General features: G+C 65.9%; 15 protein-coding genes. 1 reads left to right on the forward strand and 14 read right to left on the reverse strand.

Annotation, left to right across the window (positions count from 1 at the left end; translation table 11 throughout):
• Nucleotides 1-5 precede the first annotated feature (5 nt).
• Entirely contained in the window at nt 6-1,562 is a 1,557-nt protein-coding gene (locus tag DCG74_RS17830) for an NADH-quinone oxidoreductase subunit NuoF (protein WP_172784254.1), read from the reverse strand.
• On the reverse strand, nt 1,559-2,035 hold the full coding sequence (locus tag DCG74_RS17835) for a formate dehydrogenase subunit gamma (RefSeq protein ID WP_172784255.1): 477 nt from the start codon (nt 2,033-2,035) through the stop codon (nt 1,559-1,561). Before DCG74_RS17835 ends, DCG74_RS17830 begins: the two co-directional genes overlap by 4 nt.
• A 225-nt stretch (nt 2,036-2,260) precedes the next feature.
• Between DCG74_RS17835 and DCG74_RS17840 the strand changes: the two genes are divergently transcribed.
• Nucleotides 2,261-3,154 carry a LysR family transcriptional regulator gene (locus tag DCG74_RS17840; RefSeq protein ID WP_172784256.1) on the forward strand — a complete coding sequence of 298 codons (894 nt, stop codon included), beginning with the start codon at nt 2,261-2,263 and terminating at the stop codon, nt 3,152-3,154.
• Nucleotides 3,155-3,341: 187 nt separating this feature from the next.
• Here DCG74_RS17840 and DCG74_RS17845 read toward each other — a convergent pair whose 3' ends face one another.
• The 12 genes from DCG74_RS17845 to oxlT all read right to left on the reverse strand — a co-directional run bounded on the left by DCG74_RS17845 (nt 3,342) and on the right by oxlT (nt 16,829).
• Complete coding sequence (locus DCG74_RS17845) at nt 3,342-5,672, reverse strand: PAS domain-containing sensor histidine kinase (protein ID WP_172784257.1); 2,331 nt, start codon at nt 5,670-5,672, stop codon at nt 3,342-3,344.
• A gap of 226 nt (nt 5,673-5,898) precedes the next feature.
• The gene (locus DCG74_RS17850; protein ID WP_172784258.1) at nt 5,899-7,272 is read right to left on the reverse strand and encodes a cation-efflux pump; all 1,374 of its coding nucleotides are present in this window, start codon (nt 7,270-7,272) and stop codon (nt 5,899-5,901) included.
• 246 nt (nt 7,273-7,518) lie between these two features.
• Nucleotides 7,519-8,490, reverse strand: a complete 972-nt coding sequence (locus DCG74_RS17855) for a zinc-binding dehydrogenase (RefSeq protein WP_172784259.1) — start codon at nt 8,488-8,490, stop codon at nt 7,519-7,521.
• A 25-nt stretch (nt 8,491-8,515) separates the two neighbouring features.
• The gene (locus tag DCG74_RS17860) at nt 8,516-9,511 is read right to left on the reverse strand and encodes a nitronate monooxygenase family protein (protein WP_172784260.1); all 996 of its coding nucleotides are present in this window, start codon (nt 9,509-9,511) and stop codon (nt 8,516-8,518) included.
• A 309-nt stretch (nt 9,512-9,820) separates the two neighbouring features.
• Nucleotides 9,821-10,471: a hypothetical protein gene (locus DCG74_RS17865; protein ID WP_172784261.1), complete on the reverse strand. Its 651-nt coding sequence runs from the start codon at nt 10,469-10,471 to the stop codon at nt 9,821-9,823.
• Nucleotides 10,472-10,525: 54 nt separating this feature from the next.
• Nucleotides 10,526-10,723, reverse strand: a complete 198-nt coding sequence (locus DCG74_RS17870; RefSeq protein WP_210268228.1) for a hypothetical protein — start codon at nt 10,721-10,723, stop codon at nt 10,526-10,528.
• A 192-nt stretch (nt 10,724-10,915) separates the two neighbouring features.
• Nucleotides 10,916-12,322, reverse strand: coding sequence for a hypothetical protein (locus DCG74_RS17875; protein WP_172784262.1), 1,407 nt, complete (start codon nt 12,320-12,322; stop codon nt 10,916-10,918).
• A 329-nt stretch (nt 12,323-12,651) separates the two neighbouring features.
• On the reverse strand, nt 12,652-12,852 hold the full coding sequence (locus tag DCG74_RS17880; RefSeq protein WP_172783832.1) for a hypothetical protein: 201 nt from the start codon (nt 12,850-12,852) through the stop codon (nt 12,652-12,654).
• A 26-nt stretch (nt 12,853-12,878) separates the two neighbouring features.
• Complete coding sequence (locus DCG74_RS17885) at nt 12,879-13,661, reverse strand: fumarylacetoacetate hydrolase family protein (RefSeq protein WP_172784263.1); 783 nt, start codon at nt 13,659-13,661, stop codon at nt 12,879-12,881.
• The gene (locus DCG74_RS17890; protein ID WP_172784264.1) at nt 13,661-14,680 is read right to left on the reverse strand and encodes a 2-dehydropantoate 2-reductase; all 1,020 of its coding nucleotides are present in this window, start codon (nt 14,678-14,680) and stop codon (nt 13,661-13,663) included. The genes DCG74_RS17885 and DCG74_RS17890 overlap by 1 nt, the downstream gene beginning before the upstream one ends.
• 223 nt (nt 14,681-14,903) lie before the next feature.
• Nucleotides 14,904-15,332: a CBS domain-containing protein gene (locus DCG74_RS17895; protein WP_172784265.1), complete on the reverse strand. Its 429-nt coding sequence runs from the start codon at nt 15,330-15,332 to the stop codon at nt 14,904-14,906.
• Nucleotides 15,333-15,506: 174 nt separating this feature from the next.
• On the reverse strand, nt 15,507-16,829 hold the full coding sequence (oxlT, locus tag DCG74_RS17900; RefSeq protein ID WP_172784266.1) for an oxalate/formate MFS antiporter: 1,323 nt from the start codon (nt 16,827-16,829) through the stop codon (nt 15,507-15,509).
• Between the last annotated feature and the right edge of the window lies 1 nt (nt 16,830).

A 16,830-nucleotide genomic window follows, 5' to 3' on the forward strand; every position in this document is an offset into this window, starting at 1 on the left:
TTCTCCTATTCCGCGGCTTGAAGCATGGTCGGGATGGGCGCGAAATCCTCCCGGAAGTGCTTCAGTGCGCTGAGCACGGGGTAGGGCGTGAAGCCACCGAGTGCACAGAGCGAGCCGAATTTCATGGTGTTGCAGAGGTCCTCGACCAGCGCGATGTTTTCGTTCACGTGCTCGCCGTTGATGATCTTCTGAATGGTCTCGACGCCGCGGGTCGAGCCGATCCGGCACGGCGTGCACTTGCCGCAGGATTCGACGGCGCAGAACTCCATGGCGAAGCGCGCCTGCCTGCGCATGTCGACGCTGTCGTCGAACACGACGATGCCGCCATGGCCGATCAACCCGTCGCGTGCGGCAAAGGCCTCGTAGTCGAACGGCGTGTCGAACAGCGCACGGGGAAAATAAGCGCCGAGCGGACCGCCGACCTGCACCGCGCGGACCGGACGGCCGGTGAAGGTGCCGCCGCCGATGTCGTCGACGAGCTCGCCGAGCGTCACGCCGAATGCCGTCTCGAACAGCCCGCCGTAGCGGATGTTGCCGGCGAGCTGGATCGGCATCGTGCCGCGTGAGCGGCCCATGCCGACATCGGCATAGGCCTTGGCGCCCTCGGCGAGGATGAAGGGGATCGCGGCGAACGACAGCACGTTGTTGATCACGGTCGGCTTGCCGAACAGGCCGTGATGCGCCGGCAGCGGCGGTTTTGCACGCACGATGCCGCGGCGGCCTTCGAGGCTCTCCAGCAGCGAGGTCTCCTCGCCGCAGACATAGGCGCCGGCGCCCACGCGGACTTCGAGATCGAAGGTTTGCTTCGAGCCGCCGATCTTGTCGCCGAGATAGCCGCCGCGCTTCGCAACCAGAATGGCGGCGTTCATCGCTTCCACGGCGTGCGGATATTCGCTGCGAATGTAGATGTAGCCCTTGGTCGCGCCGACAGTGAGGCCGGCGATGGTCATGCCCTCGATCACCAGGAAGGGATCACCTTCCATGATCATGCGGTCGGCGAAAGTGCCGCTGTCGCCTTCGTCGGCGTTGCAGACGATGAACTTGCGGTCGGCCTTGGCCTGCGCGACGGTCTTCCATTTGATGCCGGTCGGAAAGCCCGCGCCGCCGCGACCGCGCAGGCCCGATGCGGTGACTTCGGTGAGGACCGCATCCGAGCCAAGCGACAGAGCCCGCGCGAGGCCCTTGTAGCCGCCATGGGCGCTGTAGTCGTCGAGCGAGCGCGGATCGATCACGCCGCAACGGGCGAAGGTGAGGCGGGTCTGGCGCTTCAGCCAGGGGATCTCGTCGGTGGCCCCTAGCCGCAACAGATGCGGCGTGTTGCGGGCGAGCGCGTCGAGCAGCGAGGGCACGTCGGCCGCGGTGACGGGGCCGAAGGCGATGCGTCCCTGCGGCGTTGCGACCTCGACCAGCGGCTCCAGCCAGTACATTCCGCGCGAGCCGGTCCTGACGATCTCGACGGCAACGCCATGCTTGGCGGCGGCCTGCTCCAGCGCCAGGGCGACCTCGTCGGCACCGACGGCGACGGCGCCGGCGTCACGTGAGACGTAGACACGCATGCTCATCGCTGCGCCTCCGCAACCAGTGCATCGAGGCGCTTCTGGTCGAGCCGGCCGATCAGGCGGCCGTCGAGCATCGCGGACGGCGCGGTCGCGCAGAGGCCAAGGCAGTAGATCGGTTCCAGCGTGACGCGATCGTCGGCCGTGGTGTTGCCGAGCGACACGCCAAGCTTCGCCTCGGCCCGCGCAGCCAGCGCATCGCCGCCGGCAGCCTGGCAGGCCTCGGCGCGGCACAGCTTCAGAACATGACGGCCGGCCGGCTTGTGTCGGAAGTCATGATAGAAGGTGAACACGCCATGCACCTCGGCGCGCGACAGGTTGAGCGCTTGCGCCACCATTGGAATCGCCGCCTCCGGCACATGGCCGAACGCCTCCTGAAGCGCGTGCAGGATGACGAGCGTTGCGCCCTCCTGGCCGGCATGTTCGGCGACGATCTCGGCGCCGCGCGTCTCGTTCCAAGGCTCATAAACCGCTGTCATTCTTCGTTCTCAACCAGAGCGTTTCCTTCGCCGCAAACTAGTTGGAATCATTCGCAGATCAATAAAGCTGTCCCGTGCTGCGATTGCGGATCCCGATCGATTTGCAACCGCAATTGATTGAAACGGATTGGTAATGAAAGTTGGATCGGCTGCCGGTTTTTACGTGTTGATGCAGGCCCGGCGTGCTAACTTGCATGCCACGATGGAATTCGAGGGGACGACCGGTTGATTGACAAGCTTGAGCTATTGCTGGCGTTGGCCAAGGAGCGACATTTCGGACGCGCGGCCGAAGCCTGCGGCGTAACGCAACCGACGATGTCGACCGGGCTCAAACAGCTCGAGGAAATTCTCGGCGTGATGCTGGTCCAGCGCGGCTCGCGCTTTCAGGGATTTACCCCTGAAGGCGAGCGGGCGCTCGACTGGGCGCGGCGGATCGTCGGCGATGCCCGCGCGATGCGCGACGAGATCAACGGGCTGAAGCATCAGCTCTCCGGCGAGATCCGCATCGCGGCGATCCCGACCGTGCTCGGCATGGTCGCCGCGCTGACGACGCCGTTCCGCGCCAAGCATCCCGAGGTGCGCTTCCGCATCCAGTCCACCACCTCGTCCGAGGTGCTGGGGCTGCTCGAAAATCTCGAGGTCGATGCGGGGCTGACCTATATCGAGAACGAGCCGATCGGCAAGGTGCGCACCATCCCGCTCTACAACGAGAGCTATCGCCTGCTCACCGCGCCGGATGCGATGTTCGGCGACCGCGAGACGGTGACCTGGACCGAGGTCGGGCAGGTGCCGCTGTGCCTCTTGACGCCCGACATGCAGAACCGCCGCATCATCGATCGCGCGCTGCGATCGGTCGGTGCGGAGGCGACACCGACGCTGACGTCGAACTCGCTGCTGGTGCTGTTCACGCACGTCAAGACCGGGCGCTGGGCGAGCGTGATGCCGGCGAAGCTCGCCGAGACGCTCGGTCTGTCCGACACCGTGCGGTCGATTCCGATCGTCGATCCCGAGGTCAATTACAGCATCGGCATGGTGGTCCCGCAGCGCGATCCCATGACGCCGCTGATCGCAGCGCTGGTCAACGTCGCGCGGGAAGTCGCGCCGACGCTGCAATTGTAGGGGCTAGGCGGGAGGGCCTGAGCAAGCGCCTCGTCCTTCGAGACGCCCGCTTCGCGGGCTCCTCAGGATGAGGCTCCGTTGTATCGGTGTTCGTTGAAACTGCTGCCACGTATTCCGCCCTCATCCTGAGGGCCCGCCGGAGGCGGGCGTCTCGAAGGATGGCCGCAGGCGAGCTTCCCGCCGTGCGCTACGCCGCAGCCGATATCCCCGACGCGGCCTTGATCGCATCGCGCGGCAGGGTCACGCGCACGACGGTGCCGACGTCGATCTTCGAGCGCAGGCGCATCGAGCCGCCATGGAGCTGCGCCAGCGAGCGGGCGATGGCAAGGCCGAGGCCCGAGCCGTGATAGGTCTTGGTGAGCTGGCTCTCGACCTGCTCGAAGGGACGCCCGAGCCGCGCCAGCGAATGCGGCGCGATGCCGATGCCGGTGTCGGCGATCATCAGCACGATCCTGTCGTCGAGCTGCCGGCTGCGCACCACGACGCGTCCGCCGTCGGGCGTGAACTTCACGGCGTTGGAGAGCAGGTTGACGATGATCTGCTTGGTGGCGCGTCGGTCGGCGACGACCGAGATGGATTTTGCGATGTCGGCATCCAGCTTCAGGTGCTTGTCCTGTGCGCGGCCGGTGACGACCCGCAAGGATTCGGCCAGCGTCTGCGCGAGGTCGAGCTCTTCCATGTCGAGCTTCATGCGGCCGGCCTCGATCTTGGACATGTCGAGGATGTCGTTGATGACCTCGAGCAGATAATGGCCGCTGGTCAGGATGTCCTGGCAGTATTCCTGGTACTTCTCGCTGCCGAGCTCGCCGAACATGCCCGAGCCCATGATCTCGGAGAAGCCGATGATGGCATTGAGCGGCGTGCGCAGCTCGTGGCTCATATTGGCGAGGAATTTCGACTTGGTCTGGTTGGCTTCCTCGGCGCGGGTCTTCTCGCGCTGATATTTCTCGGCGAGGTCGGCGAGTTCGACCGCCTGGCGCTCCAGCGCGGCCTGCGAGCGCTTGAGGTCGATGACGGTGGCGCGCAGGCGCAGATCGTTGTCGACCAGCTTCTGCTCGTGCTCCTTGATGCGGGTGATGTCGGTGCCGACCGAGACGTAGCCGCCATCCTTGGTGCGGCGCTCGCTGATGTGCAGCCAGCTGCCGTCGTCGAGCTGCGCCTCGAAGGTACGTGCGCCCGGGCCTTGGGCCGCAGTCTCGTTGTGGCGGGTGCGCACCTCCGGCATGCGGCCGACCTCGAGCACGGTCTCGTAGGAGGTGCCGGGGATGACGGCGGTGTCCGGCAGCTTGTGCAGGCGCTGGAAGTGCGAGTTGCAGAGCACCAGGCGGTCGCTCGCATCCCACAGCACAAAGGCCTCCGGAATGGTCTCGATCGCGTCGCGCAGGCGAAGATCGGCTTCCACGGTCTTTTCGGCAAGGCTCTTCTGCTCGGTGATGTCGACCGCGATTCCGATCAGGTGCACGCTGGAATCCGTGGCGCCGCGGGTCTTCTCGCAGCGGACGCGGAGCCAGATCCAGTGGCCGTCGACATGCTGCATGCGGAAGGTCTGGTCGATGTGGTCGATCTTCTCGGAGATGAGCTGGTCGGCAATCTCGAACAGGTCGATGTCGTCGGACTTCACCAGCGCGTTGACCTCGCCGAAGGTGAGGAGCTCGTGACGGCCGTCGAGGCCGAGCATCGAGAACATCGACTGCGACCAGAAGATCCGGCCGCGCGACAGGTCCCAGTCCCACAGCCCGCAGCGGCCGCGGTTGAGCGCGGTGTCGATGCGGCCGCGCACGGCGTCGTTGATGAGATCGCCTTCGCGGGCGCGGGTCGACTGCCAGTGGAAGGCGAAGCCGAGGATCAGGACGACGAAGCCCGTGGTCGCCGACAGCGTCACCGAGAGCGCGGCGTCCGAGCCCCAGATCGGCTCGTTGCGCTCCTGGATCACGGTGACGAAGCCGGGCAATGACTTGATCTGCCGCGAGGTCGCCATCGCCGCGTTGCCGCTCGGCAGCGTCATGTCGGCGATATTGCCGTCACGCGGCGGCGCCGCGATCAGCTGCGCGGTGGTGATCGCATCGAGCAGGCGGTCGTTGCCCGAGGGGTCGCTGTCGGCCGGGATGCGGGCGAGGATGCGGCGGTCGATGCCGGCGGAGGTGACGATGACGTGGCGGCCGGAGGCCGTGGCCCAGGACGGAATGAGATCGGGCAGCAGCGTCGGCAGGCTCTCGATGTTCCTGAGCCGCTCCTGACGAACCGAGGTGAGGCGGTCGATGCGCTCGGCGAGCAGGTCGGCGAGCGCCGAAATGTCGTGGCGGACCACCAGTCGCTTCTGGCGCGTCTGATCGACCACCTGCACGAACGCGCCGAGGCAGATCGTGATCAGGAAGGCGATGATGAGCGTCGGCACGGCGCGGCGCAGCGCCGGCTCCGCGATCAGGAGCCGGTGATAGGCAGGTTTCGCGATCGATTGCGCCAATCCTTTGATCGAATCGGATTGGACGCACGCGCTCGCGGCGTCTGCGCGCGACATGCCTTCGGCCCCCTGAAAACCAGCTTGCAACTGAAGTCCGGAAGCAGCCCCACATCGCTTCCGAATCACACCGATTTGAATCCAGTTTTCGCGGGCTGTCGAGAGTCAACGAATCGTTAACGCGAAATTATTCTTATCCAACGCGCAGTTTGTGCATCGCGCGTCCGCAAACTCACGGACGCGAGGAGTCCGAAACGAGAACGTGTGACTCGCCGCGCATTCTTCGTCACGCACGCGGCGGCTCGGCGTGGCTGATGACGCGCTTCACGCTCGGGAACGCGCGCCGCAGCGCGCGCTCGATCGCGTCGACATGCTCGTGCACCTTGATCACGCTCATCGACGGTGCCGCGCGGCAGTGGAAGTTGACGATCTCGCCGGCGTCGGTGTTGCGGACCCGCACATTGTGGATGTCGTGGATCTCGCCTTCGCCGGCGAACTCGGCCAGCGCGGCGGCGATGGTCTGCACCCTCTCGGGCGCGGCATCGACGCCGAACGGCAGTTCCGGTTCCAAGGGCTCGATGTGAACGTCGACCTCGACGTCCTCGCCGAACTCCTCCTGGATGTTGCGCTCCAGCGTGTTGGCGACGTCGTGGGCGGCCTCGAGTGCCATGTCGGCATCGACCTCGAGGTCGATGCTGACGATCAGCTTGGCGCCCAGATCGTGCACCGTGACGTGGTGGACGGCGAGGGCGGAATTGCGCGCGATCACCATGATGCGGTCGCGCACGGTTTCGTTGTCGCGCGCGACGGGCACTGCGGCGAAGGTGAGGTCGGCATCGCCGAAAGCCTTGGCGACGGCGGCCTGCGCGTTGCGCTTGATGTCCTCGACGCGGTCGATCGGATAGGTTCGCGGCACCTTCGCGATGGTGTCGATGAACGTGGTCGCTCCGACCATGCGCACGCGCAAGCGTTCGACGTCGATCACACCAGGCACGCCGCGGATCGCGGCTGTGGCCTTCTCCTGCGCGCCTTCGGGCGCGCGATCGACCAGCGTCTGCACGGTCGAGCCGGCCATGCGCAGGCCGAGCGCTGCGATCATCACGGCAACCGCTGCGGCAGCCGCGGCGTCGCCCCACCAGAAGCCGAGCCCGGCCAGGATCAGGCCCACGATCACGGCGCAGGAGCCCATCACGTCGGAGGCGAAATGCAGCGCGTCCGCCGCCAGTGCCTGGCTCCGGGTCTCGCGCGCGGCGCGGTGCAGGGCGCGGGCGCGCCAGAGATTGACGACGATGTCGATCACCAGCACCACGAACGGCACGGCCGAGATGGTCGGCGGCGGGGTTCCCTCGCGCAGCCGGCTATAGGCCTCGACCAGGATGCCGCCCGCGAGCACGTAGAGCAGGGCCGTGACCCCGAGCGCGGAGACGCTTTCCAGCTTGCCGTGGCCGTAATGGTGCTCCTCGTCGGCGGGCTTGTCGGAGACCCGCACCACCGCCCAGGTGATGATGGTCGCAACCAGGTCGATCGAGGAATGCAGGGCCTCGGAGATCAGCGCCAGCGAGCCGATCGCGATCCCGACCACGAATTTGGCCGCCGCCATGCCGCCGCTGGCGAAGATCGAGATGGCCGCGACCGAGGTCTTGTTGTGCTGGGAGGTCATGGCGGGGATTTAGCAGCCCATGGCTGAACATCAAGCGCCGATCCACAGCTGTAGTCGCGAGTGAGTTGCAGGAGCGAAGCTATTGCGAATGCTTCTGAATTGAATGGTGGCTCCCTGCCACGAGCGCCCGGTCTGGTAGGGTGGGCGAAGCGCAGCGTGCCCACCTTGCGCAATAATCCGGAAAGAGCGGTGGGCACGGCGCTCTGCGCCTTTGCCCACCCTACGAAACCGAGACTGGATCGACGGTTACGGCACCGTCACCACGATCTTCCCCAGATGCTTGTTCGCCTCCATGTGCGCGAACGCCTGGTCGATGTCGTCGAACGCGAACACCTTGTCGATCGGCAGTTGCAGCTTGCGCGATTCCACCGCGCCCCAGATGTCCTTGCGGACCTCGGCAAAGATCTCGCGGACCTCCTCGATCGTGCGGGTGCGGAAGGTGACGCCGACATAGTCGATGCGGCGGGCCGCGTGCAGGTCGAAATTGAAGTCGGCGTGGGTGCCGCCGAGCCGGCCGACATTGACGATGCGACCCTTCACCTTGGTTGCGGCGAGGTTCTGATTGGCGACCTTGCCCGAGACCTGGTCGACGATGAGGTCGACGCCTTCGCCGTTCGTCGCCTTCAGCACCTCGTCCACCCATTTCGGATCGGAGCTGTCGACGGCGAGGTCGGCGCCATATTCCTTCAGCCGGCCGCGGCGAGTGGCGTCGGTGGACGAGCCGATCACGAGTTTTGCGCCTTTGAGCCTGGCAATCTGCATCGCCATCAGGCCGACGCCGGAGCTCGCACCTTGGATCAGCACGCTCTGTCCTGCCTGCACGCCGCCAACGGTGACGACGGCGTTGTGCATGGTCGCGAGCGCGACGGGGAGGGTGGCGGCCTCCTCGAAATTCATGTTCGAGGGCGCATGGAACAGCCGGCCGTGATCGGCCAGCGTATACTCGGCGAAGGCCGCGCCGCCCGAGCCCATGATGCGGTCACCGACTTTGACACCCTTCGCATCGGGCCCGAGCTCGGCAACCTCGCCGGCCCATTCCATGCCGAGCACGGTGCCGACGCCGCCGGCCGCGCCATGGGCGTGGCCCTTGCGCATGCCGGTGTCGGCGCGGTTGAGGCCACAGGTGCGGACTCGGACGAGCACCTGCGTGCCCTTCGGCTTCGGTTGAGCGACGTCGGAAATCCTCGCGCCTTCAGGGCCGTAGACGTAGGCTTTCATGCAATGCTCTCACGTGTTGCAGTGATTATTCCGCTGCTTCGCGTTGTGGCTGAACGATCATCCCCTCCAGCCGGCTGCGAATGATCGCCTCCGCCTCGCGCACGATGCGGGAGACCAGCTCGGCACAGCTCGGGATGTCCTGGATCAGGCCCTGGACCTGGCCGGCTGACCAGATGCCTTCGTCGGAATTGCCGGTGGCATAGACCATCTTGCCGCGGGCGCCGGCAACCAGCTCGCGGATATCCTCGAACTTGGCGCCTTCCTTCTCCATCGCGACGACCTTGGTCGAGACGGCGTTCTTGGCCACGCGCGAGGTGTTGCGCATGGTGCGGAAGATCAGCTCGGTCTCGCGCTCGTCATTGGCGACGATCTTCTCCTTGATGGACTGGTGGATCGGGCTCTCCCTGGTGGCCATGAAGCGGGTGCCCATGTTGATGCCCTCGGCTCCCAGCGCCAGCGCCGCGACGAGGCCGCGGGCATCTGCGAAGCCGCCCGAGGCGATCATCGGGATCTTGATCTTGTTGGCGGCCGCCGGGATCAGGATCAGGCCGGGCGTGTCGTCCTCGCCGGGATGGCCGGCGCATTCGAAGCCGTCGATCGAGATGGCGTCGACGCCCATCCGCTCGGCCGAGAGGGCGTGACGGACGCTGGTGCATTTGTGCACGACCTTGACGCCGTGCTTCCTGAACTCGTCGACGTGCTCCTGCGGCTTGTTGCCGGCGGTCTCGACCACCGTGATGCCGCTCTCGATGATCGCGGCGCGGTACTCGGCATAGGGCGGCGGCTTGATCGCCGGCAGGATGGTGAGGTTGACGCCGAACGGCTTGTCGGTCAGGTCGCGGCAGCGCGCGATCTCCTTGGTCAGGTCCTCCGGCGTCGGCTGGGTCAGCGCCGTGATGAAGCCGAGCGCGCCGGCATTGGCGACCGCCGCCACCAGCTCGGCCCGTCCGACCCATTGCATGCCGCCCTGAACGATCGGGTGCTGGACGCCGACGAGCCTGGTGAACCGTGTCTGCAACATGATCTGTTTCCCCCTCGCCCGGCGTGGCGCTCTGTTATCCATTGACTGGCGGCGAGGATGCCGCCGGGGGTGGGAAAAGTCTATTGCGCCGCCGGGCGGGGCGACCATGCGGAAGGCGAGGAGATTCCGCAGGGCGGACAATTGGCGTGCGCTGCTGTCTGCACAAGCCTTTGCTCAAGACACCGTCGTCATGCCCCGGCTTGACCGGGGCATCCAGTACGCCGCGGTGTCTCGGCTCTAGCCTCGCGGTCTCTGGAATACTGGATTGCCCGCCTACGCGGGCAATGACACCGAGTATGGGGCGAGGAGCTACTTCGCCGACAACCGCACCATCTGGCGCCCGCCGTTGATTTCCTTGAGGCTGTTGACGAAGTTTTCCGGGCGTTGCCAGCGATGGGGCACCTTCAATCCCATGAACTCCGCGATGTCGCCGATGAAGCCGGTGCAGTTCACGGTCTCGGCGTTCCAGACCGGAGAGCTGGCCTGCAACTCCTTGATGTAGGCGAACACACGCTTGGCGTCGGCTTCGTTCAGGTAGACCCGATAGCTCGCGGTCAGATATTCCGGATCGAGATCGCCGTAGCTGGCACCCGTCTCGGATGGCACAAAGGTGATGTGACCGAGCACGTAGGCGAGCGTGTCGCCGGCCGGCGTCAAGCCCGCAACCTCGACGGCCTTCTCGCTGGTCTTGCCGTACCAGACGAAGGCATGGCCCCAGCTCGCGGCCGTGCGGGCGCGGAAGTCGACATAGTAGGGGCCTCTCTCCGCACGCGCGACGGAGCGCCGCGTCGATTGCGGCTGAGGCCGCGCGGCGGCGTCGGTCGTAGCAAGCGCGTTCGCATCGGCAACGCGCCTGTCGGCTTCGTGAGCCGAGGCCGAGGGCGTCGTGCACGAGAGCATAGCCGCAAGCGCGAAGCCCGCGAGGATGCAGGATCCCGATCGACCAGCTTTGTTCGTCACGTTATTCCCCCTCGACCATCGGCCGCAAATGTCTCGCGCGGACTTCGCCGCGCGTCAGTAGCGCGCCGCGACCGGGCCCGGCGCCTTGCCGATCGGGGCCTTTCCAACCGGGCTCTTGCCAATTGGCATCTTGCCGATCGGTGCTTGCTCGGCCGGGTAGACCGGCACGGGCTGGCGGCGCGGCAGATCCGCGGCGTTCGCGGCCGTCGCAAGAGCAAGCGTGGCACCCAGAGCAAATACAATCTTCTTCACAGCGATACCCCTAGAAGGTTTGGTCCAAACACGGTCATGCCGTGCCCCCAGACACGCCTCCCAAAAGGGCGACCGAATGCGTCCAAGTTGCGGCGCACACGGGACATGTTGGCGGCATTGATCGGGCGCGCGGAGATGTGATGTGTCTGGATGTTTCCGGGGGGCGGGTCGACGCTGCGGCCTACGAAAGCGTCACCCGATCCGGTTCAGGCTGTTCCTGATCGTCGCGAAGATGCCGCCGATGTCCTTGCGAAGTGCATCGAGCGCGTTGAAATTCTCGAAGACGCGGGCGAGGCGGTCTTCGACTTCGCGCTTGCTCTTGGTCAGCATGTCGACGCGGGAGGTCAGCGTCACGCCGGCGCTCGCCTCGATCTCGCCGACGGTTCTTTCCAGGAGATCGCGGGTGGCGCCGACCTCGGCGATCATGGCCTCGATGCCGAACACCGGCGCCTTGAGCGGGATGAGGTCGGCCTGCGACTTCGACAGCTCGGCCTTGAAGGCGTTCAGCGTCGCCAGCGTCTCCTGCAGCGCGCCAAGGCGTTGGCGCGACTGGAGCACGAAATCGTTCAGCGCGTTCTGGCGGTCGGCCAGCGTCTTGCCGTCCACATCTGTCTCGACATCGGCGAGCGCGCGCTCGAGTTGGGCCTGGCGCAGGCTGAGCTCCTCGAAATCGAGCCGGATGCCTTTCAAGACGTTGAAATTGTCGTCGATGCTGGCGAGGCGCTGCTCGATCTCGATCTTGTTCTTCGACAGCGTCTCCACGCGGGTGGAAAGCGGCGCCTCGCCGCCGGTCTCGAGCCCGTCGATGCTCTTGGCGAGGCCGTCATGGCTGAGGCTGAGCTCGCCGATCAGGGCGTTGATGCCGGCCTCCGCCGACCGCAGCGGCGCCAGCTCCGCGTGAGATTTCGCCAGATCCTCCCTGTACCGGTTCAGGGTGGCAAACGTCTCCTGGACCCCGCTCACCCGTGTCAGCAGCCCCGAGACGTCGCGTGCGATGTCCTTGAGCCGGTCGGCGAGGTTGTTCTTGCGGTCGTCCGTCTCAAGGTCGTGCAGGGCGCGTTCGAGCTGGTTCTGGCGGTCGCGGATCTCGGTAAAGACGGGCTCGACCGCACGGCGCTGCTCGGCGACCTTGCCGACCATCTCGCGCAGCTCCTGCTGGCGGCGGCGGATCTCGGCGAGCTGATCGTGCATGTCGGTGGATTCGTTGCGGCCTTGCTGGAGCAGGGCGCGCCGCTCTGTCTCGCCCAGCTTGTCGTGGAGGGCGGAAACCGCTTCCCGGGGATCGCTCTCGACCAAATGCTGGACGGTGGCATCGAGGTGGTTTTGCAGGGCGTGGGCGACCACGACATCCTCGCGGGTCCTCCTGAGGCGGTCGCGGAGCGTCTTCAGGCTGCGGTCCTGCCGCGAGAGCTGCCAGGCGGAGCCGGCGATCAGGGCCAGGGCAAGGACCGGGATGGCGCCCGTGGCGATGCGCTGCGGCACGGACAGGCCCGCGAACCGGGCGGGCAGGTGGGCGATGTCGTAACCGAACGCCTGCTGGGCAAAGACTGCGATGACGGCGAGCAGGGCGACCCAGGCAACCAGGAAAAACAGCCACATCGTGAATTCCTCACGCCGGCACACTCCTGTGTTGCTATTGAAGAGCGGAACCGAGATCAAGAGGCGCGGGCGACGCAGGACCTTTGTGGCCAGACGATCCACAGCCGGCTCGGGCTCGGGCTCGGGGGCGTGCGGGGGCGATGCCGGATTATCCCGAAATTCAGCTTGGTACTGAGAGGGTCCTCTGGCTCGCCTGGGGGGCGCAGCACCAGGATTCCGTCAACGCCGGGCGCTGCGGACCCATGTGATATGGCGCGCACGTCGCTGTGCCGGCGCGCTTGCACCCCAGGCCAGCCGCCAGCGCTAGGACGAACCAACGTGCCCTGGGGCTATTGCTTCCCGAGCAAGTTCGACCGGATCTTGTCGGCGAACCAGACCACGAAGATCGCGGCGAACGAGAGAGCGAAGTACAGCGCCGTCCACATAAGCGCGTTGCCGGCATTCGTCATTGCGTCCTCCCTTGCATCAGCAATCAATTTTTTGCCGGGGAGGATAGCTTTGGTCGCGACGGCCGATTTGCGCTGGATCAATTTTGCTGCGCTGCGGCGGCGAAAGACTACAGCCGAAACTCGTTGGTGAGCTCGCCGATGCCGTCGATGGCGACGGTCACACTGTTCACGGGCTCCTTCATCACGCCGACGCCGACCGAGGTGCCCACCGCGATGAGGTCGCCGGGCGAGAGGGTCATGTCGTGGGAGATCCTGCTCACCAGCTCCTGCGCGGTGAAGATCATGTCCGAGATCGGATAGTTCTGCCGCTCCGCGCCGTTGAGGATGGTGCGCACCGTGAGACTTGCGGGATCGAGACCGGTCGCGATCACGGGCCCGAACGGGCCGTAATCGTCGATGCCCTTGGCGCGGGCCCATTGCGGGAAGGTGGAGTCGCGCGTCAGGATGTCGTTGGCGGTGATGTCGTTGACGCAGGTGTAGCCGAAGATGAAGCCATCGGCCTCATTAGGCGAGACACGCGCGCAGGTCCTGCCGATGACGATGCCGAGCTCGCCCTCATAGGTGGTCTTGCCGTCGTAGTAAGAGGGGCGGCGGATCACGGCGCCGGGTGCGGCGATGCTGGTGGTGGCCTTGAGCAGGTACAGCGGCTCCGGCGGTTCGGGCTGGTTCAGCTTGGCCGCGAGCGCATGGAAATTATTCCAGAGCGCGACGATCTTGCTGGGCACGCACGGCGCAAGCAGCTCGACCTCCGACAGCGCGAGTGTCTTGCCGGTGCTGGTATTGCGGCTGAACATCTCGCCCTCGTGCAGGCTGATGCCTGATGACGTCAGCGTGCCAAAGCCTGTCGTGCCGGCATGGCGGAAGCGCAGCCATTTGGTCACCGACGCCATCACGCCACCGCCAGTGCGCGCGGATCAGCCGGCGTCGAGACGCCGTCATAGAGGCCGGCGATGCGGGCGCGCTGGGTCACCATGGCCAGCACCGAGTCGAGCGCGGGCGTCGGGATGCCGGTGAGCCGGCCCATCTCCTGCACCACGGTCACGAGCGGGTCGATCTCCATCGGGCGGCCGCGCTCAAGATCCTGCAGCATCGAGGTCTTGTGCGCGCCGACCTTGCGGGCGCCCTCGATGCGGCGCTCGACGTCGACGCGGAACTTTACGCCGAAGGTCTCGGCGATGGCTTGCGTCTCCACCATGATCGCGCGCGACAGCGCGCGCGTGGCGGGATCGGTGCAGATCACGTCGAGCGTGGCGTGGGTCAGCGCGCTGATCGGGTTGAAGCAGACATTGCCCCAGAGCTTCAGCCAGATCTCGTCGCGGATGCGGTCGAGCACGGGAGCCTTCAGGCCGGCCGCGACGAAGAGATCGGCGAGCCGCTGCACATCGGAGGTGATCTCGCCCGAGGGCTCGCCGAGCGGAAAGTTGTTGCCGTAGACGTGGCGGATCACGCCGGGCGCCTCGATCTCGGTGGCGGGATAGACAATGCAGCCGATGGCGCGCTCGGCCCCCAGCTCGCGCCACTGCCGTCCGCCGGGGTCGATGCTCTCCAGCGTCGAGTTCTCGTATTGGCCGCCGTGCTTGTAGAAGTACCAGTAGGGGATGCCATTGACGGCGGTGACGATGCGGGTGTGGGGCCCGAGCAGCGGCTGCATCTTCTCGATCACGCCGGTGATCGAATGCGCCTTCAGCGTGATGATGATGAAGTCCTGCACGCCGAGCTCGGTGGGATCGTCGGTGCAGCGCGGATGAACGGTGTGCTTCTCCTCGCCCGCGAGCAGCGTCAGGCCGCGCTCGCGCATGGCGGCAAGGTGCGCGCCGCGCGCGATCAGGCCGACGTCGGCGCCCGCGCGCGCGAGCTGAACTCCGAGATATCCGCCGATCGCGCCGGCGCCGTAGATGCAGATCTTCATGAAATCCTCGCGGGACCAATTTGGTAGTTGGGTGGATCGATCGGGCCATAGGCTCCCTGCACCTCTCCCGCTTGCGGGAGAGGTCGACGTGCTCGAAGAGCGCGGCGGGTGAGGGCTCTATCCTCTTGGGGAGTCTCGCTGGCGGAGACAGCCCTCTCCCCAACCCTCTCCCGCAAGCGGGAGAGGGGCAGCTCTTCCGCGACTGAAAGTAGGGCGAGCTCTTTTAGGCTGCCGCTTGCGGCGCACCGTTGAGCGCCTCATCCATCGCAGCGGCGATGTCGCGCATGCTGATGACGGAGACGAGGCTGTAATCGTCGATGACCGGCAAATGGCGGATGTGATGACGGTTCATCAGATGCCGGACCTGCTCGATCGTGTCCGAGGAGCTGCAGGATACCAGCTGCTGCACCGAGACCAGCTGGGAAACCTTGACGTTGACGGCGCCCGCGCCGTGCTCGGCGACGGCGCGCACCACGTCACGCTCGGTGAACATGCCGACCGCGGTGTTGCCCTCGGAGCGGACCACGTCCTTGACCACCAGCGCGCTGATATTGTTGGCGCGCATCAGCTTGGCCGCGATCCCCACCGTTTCGTTCATACGCACCGTGACAACGCGCGGCGTCTTCTTGCGCAGAATGTCTCCGACCAGCATTGCAACCTCCCTGGGGTGAACGTTGGGAGAAGTGTGGTATACATAATGCCAATCGTCAAGCGCTGGTTTTGGCTGATCCGAAAAATCTTGCGACAGGAATGCTGACGTTTACGTCCAGCAAAAAGAAAGGGGCGCATTGCTGCGCCCCTTAGCAAGCCTTGTAAAATGCGCGGCTTACGCCGTCTCGGTCTTGGCCGTGCCGGTCGCGGCCTCAGTGTGCTCGGCTTCGTTGCCGAGGATGAAGGCGCGGCGCAGCGGCTTGATCACGAACAGCGCCGTCAGCGCCGCCGTTGCGTTCAACGCCACCGCGACCACGAACACGGCCTTCCAGCCATAGGCGGTCGAGATCACGCTCGCGAGCGGGACGAGCAGGGAGGCCGTGCCCTTGGCGGTGTAGAGCATGCCGTTGTTGGTGGTTGCGAACTTCGCACCGAAGGTGTCGCCGCAGGTTGCGGGGAATAGCGAGTAGATCTCGCCGAACACGCCGAAATAGACCGCGGTCGCCAGCACGAAGACGACAGGCACGTGGCCATAGGCCGAAAGCGTCAGCAGCATCAAGGCGGCGGTGCCGAAGGCGATGAACATCGTGGGCTCGCGGCCGATCGTGTCGGAGACCCAGCCGAAGAAGGGGCGCCCGAATCCGTCGAGGATGCGGTCGAGCGAGATCGCGAAGGTCAGCGCCGCCATCTGGAAGCCGGCGAGTGTCACCGGCGTGTCGGCGATCCCAAAGTCGTGCGCGATCGGGGCGATCTGCGCCGCAGTCATCAGTCCGCCGGAAGCCACCATGACGAAGACGAGATACATCACCCAGAAAACAGGGCTGCGCAGCACTTGCGGCGGGGTGAAGTCGATCTTGGTCTGCGGCAGGTTGAGCTGCTTCTTCTTCGGCGGGATGGAGAGGCGCGGCGGCTGGACGAAGAAGGCGAGCGCGAACACGACGAGGCCCTGGCCGATGCCGAAGGTGAGGAAGGCGTGCTGATAGCCGCTCGAGACGATCATGCTCGCGATCGGCACGATCGTGATCGCGGCACCCGCGCCGAAGCCGGCGGCGGTCGCACCCGCCGCGAGGCCGCGGCGGTCGGGAAACCATTTCAGCGCGTTGCCGACGCAGGTGCCGTACACTGCGCCCGCGCCCATGCCGCCGATGATCGCAGCACTGTAGAGCAGGGTGAGGCTGTCGGCGTAGGCGTTGAGGATCCAGGACAGCGCGATCATCACGCCGCCGAACATGATGACGATGCGCGGGCCGTATCTGTCGACGAACCAAGCCTCGACCGGCACCAGCCAGGTCTCGGTGACGACGAAGACGGTGAAGGCGAGCTGAATCGCGGCGCGCCCCCAATGATGGGCGGCGTCGATCGGATCGACGAACAGCGTCCAGCCATATTGCAGATTGGCGATCATCGCCATGCAGACGATGCCCATGCCGAGCTGGAGCCAGCGGAAACCGGTGCGAAGAGGCGCGGCGGTGACGACGCCGTCCGGGCTGGAAATCATC

This window comes from Bradyrhizobium sp. WBAH42 (genome assembly GCF_024585265.1).
Classification (GTDB): Bacteria; Pseudomonadota; Alphaproteobacteria; order Rhizobiales; family Xanthobacteraceae; genus Bradyrhizobium.

Excerpts from the sequence above, each read along its gene's own strand:
- DCG74_RS17845 (WP_172784257.1), bottom strand. The coding sequence starts at position 5,672 with ATGTCGCGCGCAGACGCCGCGAGCGCGTGCGTCCAATCCGATTCGATC.
- DCG74_RS17890 (WP_172784264.1), bottom strand. The coding sequence starts at position 14,680 with ATGAAGATCTGCATCTACGGCGCCGGCGCGATCGGCGGATATCTCGGA.
- DCG74_RS17835 (WP_172784255.1), bottom strand. The coding sequence starts at position 2,035 with ATGACAGCGGTTTATGAGCCTTGGAACGAGACGCGCGGCGCCGAGATC.
- DCG74_RS17830 (WP_172784254.1), bottom strand. The coding sequence starts at position 1,562 with ATGAGCATGCGTGTCTACGTCTCACGTGACGCCGGCGCCGTCGCCGTC.
- oxlT (WP_172784266.1), bottom strand. The coding sequence starts at position 16,829 with ATGATTTCCAGCCCGGACGGCGTCGTCACCGCCGCGCCTCTTCGCACC.
- DCG74_RS17860 (WP_172784260.1), bottom strand. The coding sequence starts at position 9,511 with ATGTTGCAGACACGGTTCACCAGGCTCGTCGGCGTCCAGCACCCGATC.
- DCG74_RS17885 (WP_172784263.1), bottom strand. The coding sequence starts at position 13,661 with ATGGCGTCGGTGACCAAATGGCTGCGCTTCCGCCATGCCGGCACGACA.
- DCG74_RS17850 (WP_172784258.1), bottom strand. The coding sequence starts at position 7,272 with ATGACCTCCCAGCACAACAAGACCTCGGTCGCGGCCATCTCGATCTTC.
- DCG74_RS17855 (WP_172784259.1), bottom strand. The coding sequence starts at position 8,490 with ATGAAAGCCTACGTCTACGGCCCTGAAGGCGCGAGGATTTCCGACGTC.
- DCG74_RS17895 (WP_172784265.1), bottom strand. The coding sequence starts at position 15,332 with ATGCTGGTCGGAGACATTCTGCGCAAGAAGACGCCGCGCGTTGTCACG.
- DCG74_RS17875 (WP_172784262.1), bottom strand. The coding sequence starts at position 12,322 with ATGTGGCTGTTTTTCCTGGTTGCCTGGGTCGCCCTGCTCGCCGTCATC.